Annotated in this window: 17 protein-coding genes; 10 read left to right on the plus strand and 7 right to left on the minus strand. The window is 34.5% G+C overall.

Annotation, left to right across the window (positions count from 1 at the left end; translation table 11 throughout):
- The first annotated feature begins 309 nt into the window (after positions 1-309).
- Positions 310-1,605: an IS1380 family transposase gene (locus JJL45_RS09830; RefSeq protein ID WP_202664122.1), complete on the plus strand. Its 1,296-nt coding sequence runs from the start codon at positions 310-312 to the stop codon at positions 1,603-1,605.
- A 320-nt stretch (positions 1,606-1,925) separates the two neighbouring features.
- Here JJL45_RS09830 and JJL45_RS09835 read toward each other — a convergent pair whose 3' ends face one another.
- Positions 1,926-2,228 carry a type II toxin-antitoxin system RelE/ParE family toxin gene (locus tag JJL45_RS09835; protein ID WP_202664123.1) on the minus strand — a complete coding sequence of 101 codons (303 nt, stop codon included), beginning with the start codon at positions 2,226-2,228 and terminating at the stop codon, positions 1,926-1,928.
- A gap of 1 nt (position 2,229) precedes the next feature.
- Positions 2,230-2,451, minus strand: a complete 222-nt coding sequence (locus JJL45_RS09840; RefSeq protein WP_202664124.1) for a hypothetical protein — start codon at positions 2,449-2,451, stop codon at positions 2,230-2,232.
- Between the two features lie 217 nt (positions 2,452-2,668).
- On the opposite strand from JJL45_RS09840, the gene JJL45_RS09845 reads away from it, so the two are divergent.
- Positions 2,669-3,964, plus strand: a complete 1,296-nt coding sequence (locus tag JJL45_RS09845; protein WP_202664122.1) for an IS1380 family transposase — start codon at positions 2,669-2,671, stop codon at positions 3,962-3,964.
- A 407-nt stretch (positions 3,965-4,371) separates the two neighbouring features.
- Here the strand turns inward: JJL45_RS09845 and pheT are convergent, their stop codons facing one another.
- The gene (pheT, locus tag JJL45_RS09850) at positions 4,372-6,801 is read right to left on the minus strand and encodes a phenylalanine--tRNA ligase subunit beta (protein WP_068604263.1); all 2,430 of its coding nucleotides are present in this window, start codon (positions 6,799-6,801) and stop codon (positions 4,372-4,374) included.
- 462 nt (positions 6,802-7,263) lie between these two features.
- Here pheT and JJL45_RS09855 point away from each other — a divergent pair, with 462 nt between their 5' ends.
- Positions 7,264-8,241, plus strand: coding sequence for an IS110 family transposase (locus JJL45_RS09855; RefSeq protein ID WP_068604262.1), 978 nt, complete (start codon positions 7,264-7,266; stop codon positions 8,239-8,241).
- Between the two features lie 297 nt (positions 8,242-8,538).
- Here the strand turns inward: JJL45_RS09855 and JJL45_RS09860 are convergent, their stop codons facing one another.
- Genes JJL45_RS09860 through JJL45_RS09875 form a run of 4 tightly spaced genes read right to left on the minus strand, consistent with a single transcriptional unit; the run spans position 8,539 to position 12,524 of the window.
- A complete protein-coding gene (locus tag JJL45_RS09860; RefSeq protein WP_068604259.1) occupies positions 8,539-9,630 on the minus strand; it encodes an acyltransferase family protein in 1,092 nt (363 codons plus the stop codon).
- A 9-nt stretch (positions 9,631-9,639) separates the two neighbouring features.
- Entirely contained in the window at positions 9,640-10,971 is a 1,332-nt protein-coding gene (locus JJL45_RS09865) for a sugar MFS transporter (RefSeq protein WP_068604257.1), read from the minus strand.
- 27 nt (positions 10,972-10,998) lie between these two features.
- Positions 10,999-11,721 carry a LytR/AlgR family response regulator transcription factor gene (locus tag JJL45_RS09870; protein ID WP_068604255.1) on the minus strand — a complete coding sequence of 241 codons (723 nt, stop codon included), beginning with the start codon at positions 11,719-11,721 and terminating at the stop codon, positions 10,999-11,001.
- Positions 11,721-12,524 carry a sensor histidine kinase gene (locus JJL45_RS09875; RefSeq protein WP_242521381.1) on the minus strand — a complete coding sequence of 268 codons (804 nt, stop codon included), beginning with the start codon at positions 12,522-12,524 and terminating at the stop codon, positions 11,721-11,723. Before JJL45_RS09875 ends, JJL45_RS09870 begins: the two co-directional genes overlap by 1 nt.
- Before the next feature lie 474 nt (positions 12,525-12,998).
- Between JJL45_RS09875 and JJL45_RS09880 the strand changes: the two genes are divergently transcribed.
- The 7 genes from JJL45_RS09880 to JJL45_RS09910 all read left to right on the plus strand — a co-directional run bounded on the left by JJL45_RS09880 (position 12,999) and on the right by JJL45_RS09910 (position 23,732).
- Positions 12,999-16,091: a SusC/RagA family TonB-linked outer membrane protein gene (locus JJL45_RS09880; RefSeq protein ID WP_068604250.1), complete on the plus strand. Its 3,093-nt coding sequence runs from the start codon at positions 12,999-13,001 to the stop codon at positions 16,089-16,091.
- 6 nt (positions 16,092-16,097) lie between these two features.
- Positions 16,098-17,690 carry a RagB/SusD family nutrient uptake outer membrane protein gene (locus tag JJL45_RS09885; protein WP_068604248.1) on the plus strand — a complete coding sequence of 531 codons (1,593 nt, stop codon included), beginning with the start codon at positions 16,098-16,100 and terminating at the stop codon, positions 17,688-17,690.
- Positions 17,691-17,844: 154 nt separating this feature from the next.
- Positions 17,845-19,722, plus strand: coding sequence for a glucosamine-6-phosphate deaminase (gene nagB / locus JJL45_RS09890; protein ID WP_068604280.1), 1,878 nt, complete (start codon positions 17,845-17,847; stop codon positions 19,720-19,722).
- A gap of 4 nt (positions 19,723-19,726) precedes the next feature.
- A complete protein-coding gene (locus JJL45_RS09895) occupies positions 19,727-20,155 on the plus strand; it encodes a hypothetical protein (RefSeq protein ID WP_068604246.1) in 429 nt (142 codons plus the stop codon).
- Positions 20,156-20,202: 47 nt separating this feature from the next.
- Positions 20,203-22,245, plus strand: a complete 2,043-nt coding sequence (locus tag JJL45_RS09900; RefSeq protein ID WP_082935972.1) for a beta-N-acetylhexosaminidase — start codon at positions 20,203-20,205, stop codon at positions 22,243-22,245.
- A gap of 3 nt (positions 22,246-22,248) precedes the next feature.
- Positions 22,249-23,103: an N-acetylglucosamine kinase gene (locus JJL45_RS09905; RefSeq protein ID WP_068604244.1), complete on the plus strand. Its 855-nt coding sequence runs from the start codon at positions 22,249-22,251 to the stop codon at positions 23,101-23,103.
- 320 nt (positions 23,104-23,423) lie between these two features.
- Positions 23,424-23,732, plus strand: a complete 309-nt coding sequence (locus JJL45_RS09910) for a hypothetical protein (protein WP_068604243.1) — start codon at positions 23,424-23,426, stop codon at positions 23,730-23,732.
- Positions 23,733-23,744: the final 12 nt, after the last annotated feature.

Consider the following 23,744-nt stretch of genomic DNA (forward strand, 5'->3'; position numbering starts at 1 on the left):
CCGTGCTTAAGTCGATACCTCTATACCATTCATGTTACATCAAATCCCCTTAAAAGCTTAAAAGTAAATAGAACTTCAACATTCATTTAGAAAAAACACTTTCCTTTTATAAACTACCTTATGACTATATTAGTTATGTAAAAAAAGTCACTATACCTTTATTAAAACTTTCTAATTTATTATTGTGGGCACGGACTACAACCTTAAATCCGTAGGTATAGAGTAAAAAACAACCGCAAACTATTTGTTTACAAAGGTTTGCGGTTTTGTGTGTTTTCACCTAAATTGGTGTTGCTACAAAAACACATTATGAAAATAATAAAATCTCAACGTATTAATCCTTTTGGAGGATTAAATTTTGTTATCAATGAGTTTGAACAGCTTGGTTTAGGCACATTGCTTGAAAACAATTTACCACATATAGTACAGCAAGCTTCTTATAGTTGGAAAGACTTATTATATTCCTTTTGGTCTATCTATTTTTGTGGAGGAGATTGTATTGAAGATATCTCGTTGAACTTAAAAGAGCATCTAAGAGATAATCCTTTTTTTAGAGTACCAAGTCCTGATAGGATTCTTGATAGATTCAAAGAATTATCACAGACAAAAGACCTTTTTACATTACCCAGAGGCACTAGTTTACATCAATTTGGCTTGAACTTTACTTTAAATGAGTTGAATTTAAGATTATTGAAAAAGTTGAACTTAACTACCACGAATGATCATATTTTAGATTATGACAATACGATTCTATACACCAATAAGAAAGACAGCATAAGAACTTACAAAAAGGGCTCTGGATACTGCCCAGGAGTGGGGATAATTAAGAATAATATTGTTTATGTTGAAAATCGAAATGGAAATAGTGCAGCCAAAGATTTACAGTTAGAAACATTAACTAGAATGTTTTATGAACTCGAAAATCAAGGAATACAAATTGATGCTTTTAGAGCCGATGCAGCTTCTTATCAAGTTAATGTGGTTGATTTTATTTCTACAAAAGTTAATCGATTCTTTATTAGAGCATGTATGAGCGACGCATTGGCTAAAAGGATATCTGAAATAACTAACTGGTCTGAACAAAGGGTCGGCTCCGAAACAATTTTCAGAGGAGAAATAAAATTCACTCCCTTTATAAGATCATTAAAACGAAAAAAACAACTCCATAAAACTAAGGAATACAGGCTTGTTGTAAGTAAAATAGAGCGTAATGACAAACAGGTAAATTTATTTACTAAAGATGCTTATTTGTATTCAGCGATATTGACCAACGACTTTTCGATGTCCATCAATGAAGTTGTTGATTTTTATAATCAACGTGGAGCGATTGAAAAAGAATTTGATATTCTCAAGAATGACTTTGGATGGAACAACTTGCCGTTTTCAAAATTAGAGCAAAATACAGTTTTTCTGTTATTTACTGCTATGTGCAGGAATTTGTATCAGTATATTATAGAACGGTTTTCCAAACGATTTAAGGGATTAAAGGCAAACTATAGAATTAAAAAATTCATCTTTAGATTTATATCCATTCCTGCCAAATGGATAAAAACGGCTAGACAATATAAGTTAAGGGTGTATGGAATTATTCACTTTAAAACTTAACAAAGAAAAGTGTCAAGCCCCAACAGTTTAATGTGAAAAAAATTAAACCCCAACAAAGTTGGGGCTATCCTATATACAGTAGCTTCCTTGTGTAAGCAAACAGATCAAACACAAACACAAGAACCTTAAAAACTTCAAACATTTAACACCTGAAAAAATGAGAAATACTACCAGAAATCATTACAGCTAAGCAAAATACTATAACCTACGGATTTAAGGTACAAGTCCGCACTATCTGGTTAGTGGTAGAAAAAAAGCCGTAATTATGGAAATAAAAATGGCTTTTATATTTTAGTGATATACCTTTTAGAAATTTAGTTTTATATTTCTTTATCCAATTTAATCGGATCTTGTCTTGTATCAAATATGGTAACAATGTTAATTCGCTTGGAATTGTAGCGATAGTATAATGTTGTTTGTTTGGTGATGACACATTTTCTTAATCTGTTTCCTTTTTTAGATTCAGGAAATATTTCTGGCTGGTTTTTGATGATCTCAATCGATGAATCTAATTTTTCAACTAAATCCTTTTTTATTTTTAAAGACCATTCGTTGATTAAGTATTCGAAAAGTTTCTCTAATTTCTTCTCGGCTGTTTTTGAAATAACAACTTTTCTACTCAAATTATCTGTGTTTTTCCATGAAGGCATCGTAATCTGTAACTTCCCCGTGTTCTATTTCACGAGAAGCATTTTCAATTTCTTTGCGTTGTTCAATAGACAAATCGTCCCAAAAATCAGTGGTTTTTGACTTTTTGAAGATTTTTTTAATCGATTCAATAATTTTCGGATTTTCAGTGTCCAAAAGCATTTTAATCAATTCTATTTTTTCCGCTTGAATATTCATTACAATTTAATCTATTACCAAAAATAACGAATTAACCTGAAAAATCGAGGATAAACATATTTTTTAAGCTAACCTAATAAGAAGATGAATCCGTTAGCACGGACTTATACCTTAAATCCGTAGGTATAGAGTAAAAAACAACCGCAAACTATTTGTTTACAAAGGTTTGCGGTTTTGTGTGTTTTCACCTAAATTGGTGTTGCTACAAAAACACATTATGAAAATAATAAAATCTCAACGTATTAATCCTTTTGGAGGATTAAATTTTGTTATCAATGAGTTTGAACAGCTTGGTTTAGGCACATTGCTTGAAAACAATTTACCACATATAGTACAGCAAGCTTCTTATAGTTGGAAAGACTTATTATATTCCTTTTGGTCTATCTATTTTTGTGGAGGAGATTGTATTGAAGATATCTCGTTGAACTTAAAAGAGCATCTAAGAGATAATCCTTTTTTTAGAGTACCAAGTCCTGATAGGATTCTTGATAGATTCAAAGAATTATCACAGACAAAAGACCTTTTTACATTACCCAGAGGCACTAGTTTACATCAATTTGGCTTGAACTTTACTTTAAATGAGTTGAATTTAAGATTATTGAAAAAGTTGAACTTAACTACCACGAATGATCATATTTTAGATTATGACAATACGATTCTATACACCAATAAGAAAGACAGCATAAGAACTTACAAAAAGGGCTCTGGATACTGCCCAGGAGTGGGGATAATTAAGAATAATATTGTTTATGTTGAAAATCGAAATGGAAATAGTGCAGCCAAAGATTTACAGTTAGAAACATTAACTAGAATGTTTTATGAACTCGAAAATCAAGGAATACAAATTGATGCTTTTAGAGCCGATGCAGCTTCTTATCAAGTTAATGTGGTTGATTTTATTTCTACAAAAGTTAATCGATTCTTTATTAGAGCATGTATGAGCGACGCATTGGCTAAAAGGATATCTGAAATAACTAACTGGTCTGAACAAAGGGTCGGCTCCGAAACAATTTTCAGAGGAGAAATAAAATTCACTCCCTTTATAAGATCATTAAAACGAAAAAAACAACTCCATAAAACTAAGGAATACAGGCTTGTTGTAAGTAAAATAGAGCGTAATGACAAACAGGTAAATTTATTTACTAAAGATGCTTATTTGTATTCAGCGATATTGACCAACGACTTTTCGATGTCCATCAATGAAGTTGTTGATTTTTATAATCAACGTGGAGCGATTGAAAAAGAATTTGATATTCTCAAGAATGACTTTGGATGGAACAACTTGCCGTTTTCAAAATTAGAGCAAAATACAGTTTTTCTGTTATTTACTGCTATGTGCAGGAATTTGTATCAGTATATTATAGAACGGTTTTCCAAACGATTTAAGGGATTAAAGGCAAACTATAGAATTAAAAAATTCATCTTTAGATTTATATCCATTCCTGCCAAATGGATAAAAACGGCTAGGCAATATAAATTAAGGGTGTATGGAATTATTCACTTTAAAACTTAACAAAGAAAAGTGTCAAGCCCCAACAGTTTAATGTAAAAAAAATTAAACCCCAACAAAGTTGGGGCTATCCTATATACAGTAGCTTCCTTGTGTAAGCAAACAGATCAAACACAAACACAAGAACCTTAAAAACTTCAAACATTTAACACCTGAAAAAATGAGAAATACTACCAGAAATCATTACAGCTAAACAAAATACTATAACCTACGGATTTAAGGTTATAGTCCGTGCCTAAATCGATATTGACTTTCATAACCTTCCTTATAACTATAACAGTTAAGCAGAAAAAGTCACTATACCTTTATTAAAACTTTATAATTAATTATTATGGGCACGGTCTACTAGTCCACGCTAGCGAGCTCATCACTTTATAACAATTCAACAATTACAAATATCCACAATAAATCTACCTCAATTCAGCACCCAATTGACTTTCAAAAGTAGACTGAAGCTTCTTCATGATTTTATCAATTTGCTTATCGTTAAGCGTTTTGTTTTCATCTAGAAGGGTGAAACTAACTGCGTAACTCTTTTTGCCAGCAGGTAAGTTTTTACCTTGATACACATCAAACAAATTAACGTCCTTAAGCAATTGCTTCTCACTTTGTTTTGCAAGCTTATAAATAGCTTCAAAAGTGACATTATCATCCAATAATAAAGCGAAATCACGTCTTACAGGTTGGAATTTAGGAATGGCTTTAAACTTAATGTTGTTGTGTTTAACCAAGTCTAAAATATTGTCCCAGTTAAAGTCGGCGTAAAGCACTTCTTGAGCAATATCGAAGTGTTTTAGGACTTGCTTTTTAACGATTCCGAAGTCTACCAATTTGTTTTTTCCTAAGCTTATTGTTAAACCTTCAGAAAATAAATCGTTTGAAATTGGTGTTTCTTGGATTCTTGAAATCCCTAAACGTTCTAAAGCACTTAAAACGAGTCCCTTCATTAAAAAGAAATCACTCTTTTTATTTTGGTCGTGCCATTTTTCAGCAGATTGATTTCCTGTAATGAAAAGTGATAAATGCTTAAATTCTTCACGTTTATCATCGCCGTAACCATGGTACGTTTTTCCGAATTCAAAAAGTTTTAAATCGGCGCGTTTTCTGTTGATATTAAAAGAAATAGCTTCTAATCCAGAAAACAATAGCGATTGTCTTAAAACTGATAAATCACTACTTAAAGGGTTTAACATAGTAATGTTATGTTCATCCTTTAACTGCTCGCTTAACTTCACGTAATTAGGTGTGGTTAAGGAATTTGAAAGTATTTCATAAAATCCTTGAGAAGCTAACTGACTCCCAATGATGTTTTGCATTTTGTAATCTTCAAAACGAGACGTAGTTGCTATAGAAGCGTTTAACTTTGTCGTCGTTTTTATGTTATTATAACCGTAAACTCTAAGAATTTCTTCAATGATATCCGCTTCGCGTTGCACATCGTTTCTGTAAGCAGGAACGGTTAAACCTAAACCAGTTTCGGTAACGTTGTTTACTTTTATCTCTAAAGAAGAAAGAATACGTTTAATGACTTCCTTCGGAATTTCTTCACCAATTAATTTTTTAGCGTTTTCAAAACTTAAACGCACTTCAAAATCGTTGATTTTATTCGGATATAAATCCACAATATCGCTAGTAATTTCACCGCCAGCAATCTCTTGGATTAGCAATGCCGCTCTTTTAAGGGCATATTCTGTAATGTTAGGATCGATTCCACGTTCAAATCTGAATGATGCATCGGTATTTAAAGCATGACGTTTCGCTGTTTTACGAACACTTACAGGGTTGAAGTAGGCACTTTCTAAAAAGATGCTTGTTGTGTTTTCGGTTACTCCAGAATGCGTGCCACCAAATACACCTGCGATACACATTGGTTTTTCGGCATCACAAATCATTAAATCATCTTCATGCAATTCGCGTTCAACACCATCTAGGGTAATGAATTTTGTTCCAGCTTCTAAAGTTTTAACCTCAATTTTATTGCCTGCAATTTTGTTGGCATCAAAAGCGTGTAATGGCTGACCTAAATCATGCAACACATAATTTGTAGCATCAACAATGTTATTTATTGGACTAAGTCCGATGGCTTTTAAACGGTTTTGTAACCAAGCCGGAGACTCTTTTACTTTAAATCCGGAAATGGTTAATCCGCAATAGCGAGGCGCTAATTCTTTGTTTTTAACATCAACATCAATTTTTAGGATGCGATTGTCAACACGAAAGGCACTAACTGAAGGCGTAATTAATTCGACACTAATGTCTTTTTGAGCCAGTCCAGCTTTTAAATCTCTCGCTGTTCCGTAGTGGCTCATGGCATCAGCACGGTTAGGTGTTAATCCAATTTCAAAAACCTGATCGTTTTCAACATCATAAAGTTCAGCAACAGGGGTTCCTACAGCAATCGATTCATCTAAAACCAAAATCCCGTCGTGCGATTTTCCTAGTCCGAGTTCATCTTCAGCACAAATCATCCCGAAACTCGCTTCACCTCTAATTTTTCCTTTTTTAATGGTCCAAGCTTCACCTTCTTCAGTATAAAGCGTGGTTCCAATAGTTGCTACAGGAACTTTTTGTCCAGCCGCAACATTAGGAGCGCCACAAACAATTTGTAGCGGCGAATCTTCACCAACATTTACTGTAGTCACTTTTAGCTTATCGGCATTTGGGTGTTTTTCGCAAGTTAGTACCTCACCAACAACAACGCCTTCTAGGCCGCCTTTAATCGATTGAAAAGCCTCTAAACCTTCCACTTCAAGTCCTAAATCTGTAAGTAATTCGCTAGTTTGTTCTGGTGTCCAATCTGTTTTTATAAATTGTTTTAACCAGTTATATGAAATCTTCATAAATATCTATCCTAAATTAAAGGCTGCAAAGATAAAATATTGAAGCAAGCATTCAAACAAAGCGTTGCGATTTAAAAGCATTATTTTTAAATGATGGGAAATGTTCTCGTCTCCGCTCGAACACCCTAATAATAAATATTTCAACTTTTCTCCTAAAATCAAAAGGTAACGGTCTTCGAGCGGAGTCGAGAAGCATGTTTTTTTAAAGTGAGGATATAAGTTCTCGACTCCGCTCCTTTAGATTAGCAAAACAGAAAAAAGATAATTTTTATATTTAGAAAGAGAAAGGGAAGTTAGGTAAACTATGACAACCGCTCTGAGTTATAAAAGCTCATGCGCCGATTCAGACCTGACTTCCTTTTTCATCAAAAACTCAAATAGAAATTCGGGATTTTAAGCCCATTATTAAGGAGTTAAGTTAATGATGAATTTCTCATTTCTGTTTCACCTAAAAGCTAATTTATGAAAAACATTTTTATTGGAATTGACATCAGTAGTAAAACCTTAGATATTTGTGAAAAAGTGGGGCAAGATGTTACCTATTCAAAGATTAAAAATAATCAACAACAAATTCGAAAGTTTTTAAAAGCTTATCAAGGACAAAAAGTTGTCGTATCTATGGAAAATACAGGTAGATACAATTGGGAGCTCTATGACGTTCTTCCTGAGTTTGATTTTAAAGTTTATGTTTTAAACCCGATAAGTTTATCTAAAAGCCTTGGTTTAGTACGCGGTAAAGATGATAGAACAGACGCTTATAGAATCGTTTGGTTTACAGAAAAAAACATGGATGATTTGAAGCCTTGGAGACAGAGTTCTACGGCCATTAGAAAACTCAAAGTACTAATGACAGAGCGAAATGCAAGGATTAAATCTAAAAGAAGATTAAGCAAACAAAAGCATGATTACAAGAAAATGAAGCCTTTAGGTTTAACCGAAAACCTAAGTAATTGGAATCAACAACAGGTGAATCAACTCAACAAACAGATAGATAAAATAGAACAGTTGATACAGGAAATAATCAATCAAGAACCTTCATTAAAAAATCAACAAAAGTTGATGCTTAGCATTCCTGGAGTGGGCAAAATAGTTTCTTGGACTTTACTAGCTAAAACAGAAGGTTTTGTGAAAATTCAAGAACCTAGAAAAATGGCGTGTTACTCTGGAGTGGTTCCATTTGAACATCAATCAGGAACATCCATATACAGAAGACCAAAAGTATCTGTATATGCAGATAAACAAGTCAAGTCCATACTCCATTTGGCGGCTATGAGTGCTATAAGGTTTAATAACGATCTAGGGATTTATTATCAACGAAAAGTAAAGGAAGGCAAAAATAAAATGCTTGTAATTAATGCGGTAAGAAACAAAATTATACATATCATTTTTGCCTTAATGAAATCCGGAAATAAATATCAAAATCGTTTGGTTTTATCATAGAAATCGAACACCCTAATGTTGAAGTGTTAATTTCAATTTCCTGTTCTAAATTCAAAAGAAAATGGTCTTCGAGCGGGGTCAAGAAGTTTATTTGAATTGGATTTGTAAATCAGCAAGCTATCTAAGCTAGATGAATGTAAAAATAACAGACTGTTTCAGTCTAATCGAAAGGTTCTTGACTCTGCTCGAACACCGTAATATTTCAACTCTACTCCTAAATTTAGATGGTAACGGTCTTCGAGCGCAGTCGAGAAGTGTCTATAAGTCATTGCACTATGTTCTGGTTTCCGATCCCTACTAAACCTTTATAAATATCTTTTTCTGAAACATAATATACCCTAGAATCACATAAAAAGCAACGACAACAAGGGCGTAAAGTAACGAAGCGAGTTTTGCACTGATAAGCTCAGGGAAAAATAAGGTTTGGTAAAGCCATGAATGGATGTTATGGTTTTCGTCCAGTTTAATGCTGTACATGCATTTTGAAATGAAACTTGATAGAAAATATATGGTAATGGCATTGGTGCCAACATATTTAAAAATACTACCAAACTGATACTCTTTTATGTCTCTAAAATAGTAGATGACAGCTAGAATTAGCGTGCCCCATCCGCTAGTAACCAATACAAAGCTGCTGCTCCAAATGGCTTTATTAATTGGGAATATCAAGCTAAAACCATAACCAGAAATCAATAAGGCAAAGGCTGTTATAAGCAATGGTTTTAGTGGAGCAAGACGATCTAAAACCTTAGCAATTAAAACGCCTATTAGGCAAGATGCAATACTAGGAATGGTACTTAAAATACCTTCTGGGTCGTAATCGGGTTGCCACATATGGTTTCCTAAAAGCTGTAAGTCGATGTAGTTCGTCCAGTTGTTTTCAGCGCGATCAAAAGTTGGTAAGGCGCCGTTTGGTAAAGGAACAAAACCTAAAAATAAATAATACCCTAACAGTATGATTAAGCAAATGGCTAAAATTTGTTTCCAATTGCAGTTAAGGTATATAATCGATACAATAAAAAATACAATGCCAATACGTTGAAGCACCCCTGGTATTCTAAAGGTTTCCATGTCTTCAACAAAAGGAAATAAAGGAGAGAATATATTTAAAAATAGGCCTAATACAATTAGTTTTAAACTTCTTATGCCTATTTTTTTATAGGTGTCCCTCGAGTTGGCTTTGTTTTTATAGGCGTAATAAATAGAAATCCCAACGATGTATAAAAAAAATGGAAAAATGAGATCGGTAGGGGTAAGGCCGTGCCACGCCGCATGAAGCAAAGGGGCATAAACATGCCCCCAATCGCCAGGTGTATTTACCAAAATCATAGCCACAATGGTTAAACCTCTTAAGATATCAACAGAGGCTATACGTTTGCTAGTTGCCATTTTTTGAGATTAAGATTTTTTTAGACCAGATTTATGACCTATGAAAGCGTAATACAGTATGAACGCATAACAAGGTAGTAAAATCCAGTAGCCATAAGAAGCCGCTTCGGCAGTAGCTGCAACTGTATCATTTCCAAGAGATATTAAAGCTTCCTTTTTAGAGTCTACCAAAGCCCCATAAAGTGGTGGAATGATCGCACCTCCCGAAATAGCCATAATTAAAAGGGCAGAGGCTGTTTCTGTAAATTTCCCTAAACCATTAAGCGCTAAAGGCCAAATGGCTGGCCAAACTAGGGCGTTTGCAATACCTAGTGCTGCAACAAAATATACCGATGTAATGTCTGTGGTGAAAATGATACAAAGCGAAAATAGTAGTCCTAAAACAGCACTAGCCTTTAGGGCGGTAACTTGGCTGATATATTTTGGAATTAAAAAGACACCAATAGCATACGTCCCAACCATAGCAAAAAGGGTATACAATGTAAAGTACTTAGATTGCTCAACTGGAATATTTAAGGAAATTCCATAAGAGATGATGGTATCGCCCGCAATCACTTCTACACCAACATAAAGAAATAGAGCTAAAACCCCTAACCATAAATGTGGAAACTGAAAAATACTCGTTTTTGCAACTTCTTCGGTATTTGAAGGTTTTATTGGTTCTGCCACAACGTTAGGAAGCGGCGCTTTTAAGATAAGTACACCTAGTACGACTAAAATGATTGCCATAACAATGTATGGTGTTACTACACTGTCGGCCATAGTATTTAAAAGGGTGGCTTTTTCAGAATCGCTTACAATGGTGAGTTTTTCTTTAATCTCATCAATTCCAGAAAGTAAAATAGTACCAAAAATAACCGAACCAAGAGCCCCTGCTACTTTGTTAGCAATCCCCATTATAGCGATACGTTTGGCAGCACTTTCAATAGGTCCTAAAATGGTAATGTATGGGTTTGAAGCCGTTTGCAGTAAGGTCATCCCAGCTCCTTGAATAAAAATGGCACTTAAAAACATCCAATAGGTTCTAGCTTCGGCAGCTGGAATAAAAATCAAAGCACCAACAGCCATAATGATAAGGCCTAAAGACATCCCTTTTTTATAGCCAATTTTATTAATGATATAGGATGCAGGCAAGGCCATGACCACGAATGAAATATAAGATGCAGAGGCTACTAAATAAGATTGAGCGTCGGTAAGCTCATTAATGGTTTTCATAAATGGAATGAGCGCTCCATTAATCCAAGTTACAAATCCGAATATAAAAAAGAGTCCTGCAATGATTAAAATAGGCACCAAAGTGTTTTTTGATGCAGGTGAGGTCGTTGTTTGGTTATTAGTCATGTTTAAATTTTAAAATTCTTATTAATGTTAGTTTTCTTTATCGTCGTTTATGTTGAAAATCCGCTCTTTAGCTTGTTTGGTATAGTTGCGTCCAATAGGGATTTTGCGGTTTGAAATTTCTATCGTATTTCCTTCCAATGCACTTATTTTATTGATAGAAACCGTATACGATCTGTGAATGCGCATGAAGTTAGAGTGAGGCAGTTCTTCAGTAATAGCCGATAATGATTTATGAACCACATAATCGCCTAGTTTGGTAATGACTTTTATATAATCTTTAAGACTTTCGATATATAAAATGTCATTTAAGTTTATTTTTAAAAGCTTTTTATTAACCTTAAGGAAGATGTGTGGCTCTTGCTGTAAACTAGCATCTATGGCCATATTATTCACGTAAACTTGTTGGTAAATTTTATTAACGGTTTTTAAAAATCGATTAAAAGGAATAGGCTTTACCAAGTAGTCTAGAATGTTGAGTTCAAAGCTTTTTATGGCATACTCGCGATACGCTGTGGTTATAACGATTAGCGGTTTAGAACTTAGGTTATCTATAAAGCTGAAACCTGTCATTTGTGGCATATTAATGTCTAGAAAAATGACATCAATTTTTTGTTGTTCTAAAACACGATAAGCCTTTAGGGGGTTGTTAAAAGTTTCAACAACTTCTATATGATCAAAGTTTTTTAAATGACTTTCTATTACTGTAATAGCAAGCGGTTCGTCATCAATAATAATGCATTTAATTTTCATTAGGTAGGTATTTTTAAATACAGTTTATAAATATCACCTTCAATTTTAGAGTCTAAAACAAAGTTTGTAGAAAACATCAAATATAAGCGTCGTTTAGCATTTTCATTACCTATACCTCGGTTTTCTTGATAAGGTAAATTGGGATTAAAATTATTTATTAGTGTAACTTCTAAATAGCTTGAGTTTGTAACTTCAAAGCTCATTTTTAATTTTAGTTTATCGCAACCATTCATGCCGTGTTTAAAGCAGTTCTCAACAAAAGAAAGGAGTAATAAAGGCGGAACATACACATCTTCTAGATTGCCTGTAATGTCGATTTCAACTTCCACACGATCATTAAAACGTAAACGTTCAATATCTATATAATTATTAATATGATTTATTTCGTTTAATAAACTGGTTTTAGAGCCATCAATGTCATAAAGCACATATTGCATTAATTCTGATAGTTTTATGACGAGTTTTGGGGCATTGTCGGATTTTTGAAGTGTTAATGCGTATAAATTGTTAAGTGTATTAAAAAAGAAATGTGGCTGAATTTGTGTGCGCAAATATTTAAGTTCGGTACTTAATTGAAGTTTGGCTAAGTTTTCATTTTTCTTTTTTTCTAAAAACCATTCTACCACAAATTTTATGGCTGTTACAAATGAAATTACATAAAGCTCTCCTATAATAACATCTACAATATAATTGATATCGAAAAAACTTGATGGTAAATTAGATTCTGGAAATATTTCTTCGGTAACTAAGGTGTAATTTAATCCGGTTCTCACAATATAAACCAGAATTAAGATTAAAACCATAATAGATAAATAGGTTTTATATTTTTTGCGTAAGATGAATTTTGGGATTAAATAAAAAATATTACCATATACTATTATTATATGAATGGCGAATTCCACCACATTAGATTTGAAGGAATATAAGTAATCATCAAAGTAGCTACCCCACCTTAATACATTTAAAGTAAAATACGCCAACCAAAACATAACATGATATTTGATCGGTATTGTTGTGGACGGGAACTTTTTTTCTTGTGATGAAATGATTCTTAGGTTTTTGCGAGTTTTAATGAAAAAACTTTATTAATATTCAACAATTTTAGTGATATATTTATTAATTAGCAATAAAAAGACTGATAGTTTGAAAGCCAATATTCACTTATCGTTTACACAATGTTGTCTGTATGTTAAATGATGTCGTTTATATAAATTTTTTTAAAACAAATTTAATATTGGATAGTTTGGCTTCACTTTAAAAAACAAAACAATCAAATTATGAAACAAAACTTACAAAAACTTTTCTTGTTTTCTTTCTTAGTTTTTATTGTCCAATTCTCGTTTGGACAAGAGAAAGAAATTAAGGGAACTGTAACTTCTAAAGCTGATGGAATTCCATTACCAGGAGTTAATGTAACAGTTCAAGGAACCACTAATGGTACACAGACAGATTTTGATGGACACTATTCACTTACGGCAAACGTAGGCGATGTGTTAAATTTCTCTTATTTAGGAATGACCACAATTAAAATTACAGTGGCACAGCAAGATGTTATTAATGCACAACTCGTAGAGGATGCCGAGCAACTTAACGAAGTCGTAGTAACTGCTTTAGGTATTAAAAAGGAGAAAAAAGCCCTTACGTATTCTGCGCAAGAGGTTGGAGGAGACGAATTAACCCGCGTTAAACAAACTAACCCTATTAACAGTTTATCAGGTAAGTCGGCTGGTCTAACTATTACAAGGAGTTCTTCTGGTTTAGGAGGGGCGACTAAAGTGGTATTAAGAGGTAACTCGTCGACAACAAATAATGATCCTTTATATGTTATAGACGGGATTCCTATGTTAAATAGTGGTAACGGATCTAATGGTAACGAGCCAGGAACCGATATTTTTGGTAGCCAAACGGGTAACCGTGATGGTGGTGATGCGATGTCGTTAATTAACCCAGACGATATTGAGAGTATGACCGTTTTAAAAGGAGCATCGGCTTCAGCGTTATACGGTAGTCAAGGTGCTAATGGTGTGATTTTAATCACCACTAAAAAAGGAAAAGAAGGTGCTTTATCGGTAAACTTTAATTCAAGTTTTACAATGGATAATGTGATGTCTTTGCCAAAGTTACAATCAGAATACCAAAGTAACTCAGTAGGTCAACCAATTGCTGAAAACGGACGTGTTGCTGATGCGCAATCGTGGGGGGCTAAAGCTGATAATTTAACCAACGACCCAAGTGAATTCTTCTCAATGGGATATACGGCTATTAATGCATTATCATTAACAGCAGGTAACCAAAAGGCACAAACATATTTCTCGTATGCCAACACATTAGGTGAGGGTGTTATACCAGGAAACGAACTAAAACGTAATAACATAACATTACGTGAAACGGCTAAGTTTTTAAAAGAAAAAATTGATGTTTCTGCCAGTGTTAACTTATCAGATCAACGTATTAGTAACAGACCAACCAATGGTTTATATTCAAACCCATTAACCGCTGTTTATTTACAACCTGTTGGAATCAGTAGAGATATTTACAAAAATAAATTTGAATATTTCAATACGCAGTTGAATCAAATGGATCAGTATGCATCTTCTTTTGATGAGAACATTCAACAAAATCCTTATTGGTTAATTAATCGAAGCCCTAGTGAAGATATTGTACAACGTGTTTTGGCAAACGTATCGGTTAAATATCAGATAACAGATGCTATTTCTTTACAATCTAGAGGTAGTTACGATAAAACATTTTTTACTTTCGATAAAAGACAATATGCTGGTACAGACCCTGTAAACTCAGGACAAAACGGACGTTATGTTTTAGAGAAAACAGAGAATTCGCAACAGTACATCGATTTTATCGCTTCATACAACAAAGATTTTTCAGATGACTTTACATTCTCAGGTCTTTTAGGGACGAGTTTAACAAAGTATAAAACTGGAGATCAAATCTTCTTGGATTCTGGTCGTGATGGTTTAGGATTAATACTTCCTAATGTTTTTACAATTGCAAACTTAACGACCACAAATAATATTAGACAATCGGTAAATAACAGAGAAGTACAATCTGTATTTGGTTCTATGAATTTTGGATTTAAAAACATGCTATTTTTAGATGTTACGGGGCGTACCGACTGGTCTTCAACTTTGGTGTATACCGATTCAAATTCATTTTTCTACCCATCAGTTGGTTTAACAGCTGTATTAACAGAAATGTTCGATATGGGAGGTGCTATTTCTTTTGCTAAATTAAGGGGGTCTTATGCCGAAGTAGGAAAAGATATTCCTGTGTATGCTACTATTCCATTAAATCATATAAATACAACCAATAACTCTGTAGCGCCTGCTACCATAGCTCCAAAAAGGGGTGAAACTCTAGAGCCAGAAAAACAAAAAGGCTTCGAAATAGGTACAGAGTGGCGTTTCTTTGGAAACCGTTTGGGAATCGATTTTACATACTATGATACAAGTACTTTTAATCAAATTTTCTACGTACAGTCTGATCCTAACCCATACGGATATTCACAAAATATTGTAAATGCAGGTGAAATTTCTAACAAAGGTATTGAGCTTGTTTTAAACGGGAAACCTGTAGCTACAAATGGTTTTATATGGAATACCGCTTTAAACTTTGCTCAAAATGATAATAAAGTAATTAAAGTGCACCCAGATTTAACTGATGATGAGGCCATTATTACTGCTCATGGTGTTAATGGATATGAATATTCCTTAATTGAAGGTGAAGATTTTGGTAGTATTAAAGCACGTTCTTTAATAAGAGATGACAATGGTACACCAGTGGTTAATTCTTCAGGTACATTAATGTCTACCGATTTTGAAACGGTAGCACACGCACAACCTGATTTTACTTTAGGTTGGAATAATAGTTTCGAGATTGGAGATTTCCATATCAACTTCTTAATAGATGGAAAATTTGGCGGCGATGTTATGAGTGTTACCGAAGCTGTTAACGACAAGTATGGTGTATCTCAATCTTCTGCAGATGCTAGAAACCGTAATGGTGGGATGGTTAATGTTGTAGACGAAAATGGATCTGCCTCACAGATTACTGCACAAGAGTATTATAACGCTATTGGTGGACGTGATGGTATGTTAGGTGAATACATATATGACGCTAGTAATATAAGCTTAAGAGAGTTTTCGGTAGGTTACAAGTTGTTATTAGGAGAAAGTGATTTTATTGAAAACATTAATTTTTCCTTAATAGCTAACAACCTTTTCTTTATCTATAAAGAAGCGCCATTCGATCCAAATATTGCAGCCAGTACAGGTATGGGATTACAAGGAGTCGATATTTATAATCAACCTTCTACAAGAAGTATTGGTTTAAACATTAACGTAAATTTCTAAAGACTTATGAAAAATATACTAAAATATACAATGGCTTCACTAATAGCCATAAGTTTAACTAACTGTACTAGCGATTTTGTGAGTATCAATACAGATCCAAATGGCTTTTCTCAAGAAAGCTTAGCACAGCAAAACAATCATATTGGATCTAGGTTTTCACCTATGTTTTCAAATATTATTCGTGTTGAGCCTGCTTGGAACTACCAGTTACAACAAAACCTTAATGCGGATGTCTTTTCAGGTTATATGACAGCGCCAACCCCTTTTGCTGGTAATATTAATAATCAAACCTACGCTTTGGTAAATGGTTGGAACGGATTTATTTGGGGAGATGCCTATGATACTAATGATGGTAATGGGGTGATTCCTTTCGCTAGAGAAATTAAAGAACAAGTAGAGCTCGCAGGAGATGATAGTGGTAAGAAATTTGTTTACCTAGCTAACATTATTAATGTAATGGGGATGCATCGTGTATCTGATATATTTGGTCCAATTCGTTATTCAAAATATGATGATTACGATACGACTGGAGAATACGATTCACAAGAAGTAGCTTACAAAACTTTCTTTTCTGAATTAGAAGAGGCGATTACGGGATTGGAAGCTTTTACTGATGATGTTCAATTCATTCCTTTCGACCAATCTGCGTTTGAAGGAGATATTTCTAAATGGCGTCGATTTGCTAATTCTCTTCGTTTACGTTTAGCGATAAGAGTATCTAAAGTAGATCCAGTTTTAGCTAAAGCAGAAGGAGAAAAGGCACTGTCTAGTAATGCGGGGCTTATGGAAGCAGAAAACATGTTGATTGATATGGGTGGTTTTGTACACCCAGTACTAACTATTAGTCGCGTGTGGGGTGATGTGTTAATGAGTGCCGAAATGGAATCTATTTTAAAGGGTTTTAATGATGATAGAATTTCAATGTTTTTTAATGCTCCTGCCGATCCTGCTTTAGGAGATTATAAAGGACTTCGAATGGGAATTGAAATAGAAGCGAAATCGGAGTACGGGAGTCATTCCTCAATTGGTGCCGTTGTAGATGGAACTGATAAAATCTGGATGACAGCAGCAGAAGTACATTTCTTAAAAGCTGAAGCAGCTTTAAGAGGTTGGGCAGGTGCTGGAGATGCCAAGACTAACTACGAAGCAGGTGTAAGAGCATCATTTGCTCAATTTGGTGCTAGTGGAGTTGATGCCTATTTAGCAGATGCCACGAGTACGCCTAACGACTATGTCGATGTTAAAAACCCAGCGAATAATTACGCTTACCCAAGTGATGTTAAAATCGCATATAATCCTGCAGGAACTTTAGAAGAACAATTAGAGCAAATAATTACTCAAAAATGGATTGCTATGTTTCCTGATGGTCAGGAAGCTTGGAGTGAATTTAGACGTACAGGATATCCAAGAGTTTTTCCTGTGGTTATAAATAACAGTGGAGGCGCTATTGATACAGATATTCAAGTAAGACGTATCAACTTTGTTGATAATGAGAAGAATACCAATTTAGATAATGTTAACGATGCTGTTGGTATGTTAAAAGGTCCAGATAATGGAGGAACAAGACTTTGGTGGGATACCGGAGCACCAAATTTTTAAGTTTAGGTTGATTAAACAGTTAGTTTAGTTTGTTGATGGTAAGCAAGCGGAGAATCTCGGTTTTCCGTTTGCTTTAATAAAAGTTATTTAAAAGAAATACAAGTATATCGTGAAAATTGCAAATCAAAAAAATATAGCCCACACCAAGGCTGGTATGTTTGAAGAAACACGCTTTGAGAAAATACACAACGTTATTTTCCAGGACTCTACCGAAGCTTCAATATTAGTAGCTCAAGAGATCGCGGCTTTAATTAGAGATAAGGAAAAACAAAACAAGCCATGTGTGTTAGGTTTAGCGACAGGGTCTTCACCAATAAAGGTTTATGAAGAACTTGTGCGCATGCATAGAGAGGAAGGTTTAAGCTTTGCAAATGTAATCACCTTCAATCTCGATGAATATTTACCTATGGATAAAGGTAACATCCAGAGTTACTTTTATTTCATGCATGAGCATCTTTTTAATCATATTGATATTTTAGAAGAACATATAAACATTCCAGATGGCTCTGTGAGTTCGGAAGATTTATACCAGTATTGTATCGATTATGAGATGAAGATAAAAGCGGCTGGCGGATTAGATTTTCAGTTGCTAGGTATTGGTAGAACTGGCCATATCGGTTTTAATGAACCAGGATCGCATTACAATTCTAGCACCCGTAGTATCACTTTAGACCATATTACTCGTGTAGATGCGGCTCCTGCTTTCTTGGGTATTGAAAATGTACCAAGAAAAGCCATAACCATGGGTATTGGTACCGTTTTAAGTGCCAAACGTATTGTTTTATTAGGCTGGGGAGGCAATAAAGCAGAAATTCTGAAAGAAACTATTGAGGGTGAAATCACACCAGAAGTGCCGGCAACTTATTTGCAAAATCATGATAATACAAGCTTTATTATCGATGAAGCGGCAGCCTCAGAATTAACCAGAGTTAAAACCCCTTGGTTAGTAACGAACTGTGTTTGGAATGACGATTTAAAACTTAAAGCCGTAGTTTGGCTTAGTGAGCTAACCGAAAAACCATTTTTAAAGTTAACCGATAAGGATTATAATAATAATGGTATGTCTGGTTTACTTACCGAAGAAGGTACAGCCTACGATTTAAACATAAAAATGTTTAACAAACTACAGCATACTATTACAGGTTGGCCAGGAGGTAAACCAAATGCCGACGATACCAATAGACCAGAGCGTGCTACCATTCCCAAAAAGCGTGTAATTATTTTTAGTCCGCATCCCGATGATGATGTGATATCCATGGGAGGTACTTTTGATAGGCTCGTAGAACAGGGGCATGAGGTTCACGTCGCTTATCAAACCTCTGGTAATATTGCAGTTTCGGATGAGGAAGCCTTAAAATTTGCCGAAATCACCCAATCACTTTGTCCCGAATGTGAGGAAACTGCGGCCATAATTAGCTTTCTTAAAAATAAAACCGATCATGATATCGATTCTGTAGAAGTTCGAAAATTGAAAGGTTTAATTAGACGTAGCGAATCTTTAGGAGCTACCCGCTATTTTGGTTTAGATGACGCTAATGTACATTTTCTTGATTTACCTTTTTACGAAACAGGTACCATAAAGAAAAATAACATATCTCAGGAGGATATCGATATAATGTGTGATATCATTTCGACCATAAAACCACATCAAATCTATGCAGCAGGCGATTTAGCCGATCCGCATGGTACGCATAAAGTGTGTTTAGATGCTCTGTTTGAATCACTAAAAGTATTAAAAACAGAATCTTATATGGATGATTGCTGGGTATGGTTATACCGTGGCGCATGGCATGAGTGGGAATCCTATCAAATTGAAATGGCTGTACCTATGAGTCCAGACCAAGTATTAAGAAAACGTCACGCGATATTTTATCACCAATCACAAAAAGACGGCGTGATGTTTCAAGGTGGTGACTCTAGAGAATTTTGGGTTCGGGCTGAAGATAGAAACCGCCTAACCGCTAAAAAATATAATGATTTAGGCTTGTCGGAGTATGCGGCTATAGAAGCTTTTAAACGATATCATTTTTAGAAAAATGAAGGTATCAATCTTAATAATTTTGGCATTCACTTTTTTCAATTGTAAAAAGAACCGGTCTGCTAACGATATTTCAGGAACATGGAAAATGGTTTATGCTGAAATTATTGAGAATGATTTAACTACGGTGAAAGATTTAAGTCACACCGAGTTTATAAAAATAATTAACGATTCACATTTTGCTTTTTTCAATCAAGACCTCACTAATGATGAGAATTTCTATGGAGGTGGAGGTACTTATTTGTTAAATGGCGATGACTACCAAGAAGTGTTAAGCTATACATCGGCTAAACATTTTAAAGACCATAAATTTTCTTTTAAAGTTCAATTTAAAGGAGATACCCTAATTCAAACAGGGCTAGAACACATTAAAGAAGCAGGAATTAATAGGGTTATTACAGAGAAATACTTAAGGCTAAAATCATAGGGGAAAGTTCCCTAATAATTTTTGTTTTCAGGCTTAAACCATACTAAATGAAAAAATATTTACTAATTATTATAGCTATTGTATTAACCAGTACTATGGGCTTTGCACAAAATCCTTTAGCTGAAAAATACAATATAATGCCTTGGCCAAAGGCGATTAAAGAGCTTCAAGCTAAGTTTTTAATAGACAGCAGTTTAACTATTTCGGTGGGTAATAACAAATCCGAACGTGTATACTACGCTGCTACTCAGTTTTTAAGACGTTTAACGCTTAGAACAGGCACCTTCTTAGAGGAAGGCTTTCCATTAGAAAATAATAAAGGAATGATTCAAATTCACTTTGATGAAATTTCTAAACTCGATATAAAAAATAACGAATCTTACACGCTTAGTGTTCTGAATTCAAACATTAAAATTTCAGCAAAAACGGATGTAGGAGCTATACGCGGACTAGCAACGTTGTTACAATTAATAGACTGTAATAGCAAGCAATATTTTATTCCAGGTGTAGAGATAACTGATGCACCTCGATTTGTTTGGCGCGGATTAATGATTGATGTTTCAAGACATTTTGAAACTGTAGATGTATTAAAACGTCATTTAGATGCTATGGCCTCTATGAAAATGAACGTTTTTCATTGGCATTTAACCGACGATCAGGGGATTCGTATTGAATCGAAAACCTATCCAAAATTAACAGCATTGGCTTCCGACGGCTTATTTTATACCCATAACCAAATTAAAGATGTTGTCGCTTACGCAGATAAATTAGGTATTCGTGTAATTCCAGAAATCGATGTGCCTGGGCATGCTACAGCTTTTTTAACAGCTTATCCAGAACTAGGGAGTAAAGATGATTACGATTATAGTATTGAACGTTTTTCAGGAGTTTTCGATCCGACGCTAAATCCAACAAAAGATATCACATACACCTTTTTAGAAAAATTATTTGCTGAAATAACACCCTTATTTCCTGATGAATATTTCCATATTGGAGGCGATGAAAATGAAGGGAAACACTGGGATGAAAACAAAGACATTGCAAAGTTTAAAAAGAAACACGGTTTAAAAACCAATCACGATTTGCAAACCTATTTCAATGTAAAGCTTGAAAAAATATTAAAAAAACAGGGCAAAAAACTTATGGGTTGGGATGAAATTATGACTCCCGATATGCCTACCACTGCAGTGATTCACTCTTGGCGAGGGGAAAATGAAGGCTTACCAAAAGGAGGTACCTTGATTGAGGCAGCCAAAAAAGGATATCAAACGGTATTGTCTAACGGATTTTACATCGATAGAATGCAGTCTGTGGATTATCATTACAGCATCGAGCCTATTGGCGATGTGGTTTTAACAGACGAAGAACGCGACCGCATTTTGGGAGGAGAAGCCACCATGTGGAGTGAGCTGGTAACATCTTTAACTATAGACTCTAGAATTTGGCCAAGAACAGCTGCTATTGCTGAGCGTTTTTGGTCTGATAAAAACATAAATAACCTTGATAATATGAGAAAACGTTTAGCAGTCGTATCCCATCAATTAGAAGAATTGGGTATAAGCCACATTAGAAACCGTTCGGTTATTTTGAGGGGTATGACCAATAATCAGGAGATTTCTTCTTTGTTAGTCTTATCTAATATTTGCGAGCCATTAGAAATTTATGCTAGAAATAAGGATGGTATTGAGTATAAAACCTTTTCACCTTTTAACTTATTTGCCGATGCTTGTCTGGCTGATGCCATGGACGCGTGGTATTTTAAAAAAGCCACTGCAAACTTTATAGCTTCAGGAGCATCTGAAGAGGTGCTAAACTATTTAAAAAAGTGGTCAGAAAATCATAAAGCCTTCAGTCAGCTTCAGCAAAATCCGAAAATAAGTACTCTAGAGCCTTTGTCTAAAAATTTATCCTTGGTATCTCAATTGTTGCAGGATGCCATTCAAAATAAAAAAATATCCAAAGAAAATATCCAAATCATTAAAAATACATTGATTTTACTAAGAGAACCTGTTGTAGATGTGGAGCTGGTTATAACACCATCATTAAATGAGCTTGTAAACTATTGTGAGACAAACTTTTTAAACCTATAAGTTATGGTATTAATTGCAGATAGCGGTTCTACAAAATGCGATTGGATTTTATGTTCCGATGATCATACTAAACCTGTTCGCATTAAAACCAAGGGCTTAAACCCAGCGATTTTGACGAAAAAACAATTCCAAAAAATCATTTCCAATAGTGCAGAACTCGATCACATTAAGCATGTGGTAACCGATGTTAAGTTTTTTGGAGCTGGTTGTGGTACGAAAAGAAATCAGAAAAAAGTGAATGCTATTTTATCCGATTTTTTCCCAAATGCCATCGCGTATTCCAATGAAGATACCATGGCAGCCATTATGGCCACAACAAAAGAACCAGCAGTGGTTTGTATTTTAGGTACAGGTTCTAATTGTTGTTATTTTGATGGTAAAAATATTCATATGAAAGCACCTTCTATGGGGTATTTACTTATGGATGAGGGTAGTGGGAACTATTTTGGTAAGGCATTACTCCGTGCTTACTATTACGAGACTATGCCCAGTGATTTGAGACAGACGTTTTCGGTAGATTATAAATTGAAAGAAAAAGATGTGATAAAAGGCTTGTATAAATCGGCGCGTCCTAATAAATATTTAGCAGCTTTCGCACCTTTTTTGTTCAAACATGAAAGCCATCCGTTTATTCAAAATATACTAAAAAAAGGAATGGATGCATTTGTAGAAAATCATGTTTTACGATACAGAGAAACGCTAAAACAGGTTCCTATTCACTTTGTAGGTTCTATTGCTTTCTATGCTCAGGATTACATTAAAGAGGCCTTGAGAGCAAGAGGAATAGAAGTGGGGGTGATTGTGAAAAGTCCTATCGAAAATATTATTGAAAAGCATGCTAAAGCGAGTTCGATTTAAGGCTTAGTGGTTAGGCTTGGTAAAGTATAAAACATTGAAGATTTTTAGTTCTCGACTCCGCTCGAACACCCTGTTTTTAAACGATGCATCAAAGCGTTTTGTATGATAAGCGTATTCCGTTTTGTGCTCGCGCTAGCTTGTAGCTAGTGGCCGTAAACAAGCTAGAAGTAGTTTAAATAATACGGTCTTCGAGCGGAGTCGAGAAGTGGTATTATAACCAGGTGTGCTCTTGATTATGCACGAAAATCACAGTTAAACTAGAAAATTTAAGTAGTACCAAAAAAAAGTACGAATCTCATTTGAAATTAGAATAAAAAACGATGTTATCTCATTATAAGCTGAAAAACGAAACCCTCTATTTAGAAGCCTCCAAAATTGCTGTTGTTCCAAATATTTCCATGTATAACAGATTTTTAAATTGGATTAGTGGCGAATTTGAATTGTTTTTACAAGATGATTCTAACGGACTGAAAGTTTATTTTCCATCGGGATGCCTAAGTGTTCAATTGGTACAATCGGTGCGATCGGATGTGTATTTTGAGATTCATGTAAAAAGTAAAAACAAATTTCTAGGCACCCAAATGCATCGTCAAGCTTTGGTGGTATTAGATCAGATTTATAAAGTTTGAAATAAAATGTAA

This window comes from Tamlana sp. s12, from assembly GCF_016767215.1.
GTDB lineage: Bacteria > Bacteroidota > Bacteroidia > Flavobacteriales > Flavobacteriaceae > Pseudotamlana > Pseudotamlana agarivorans.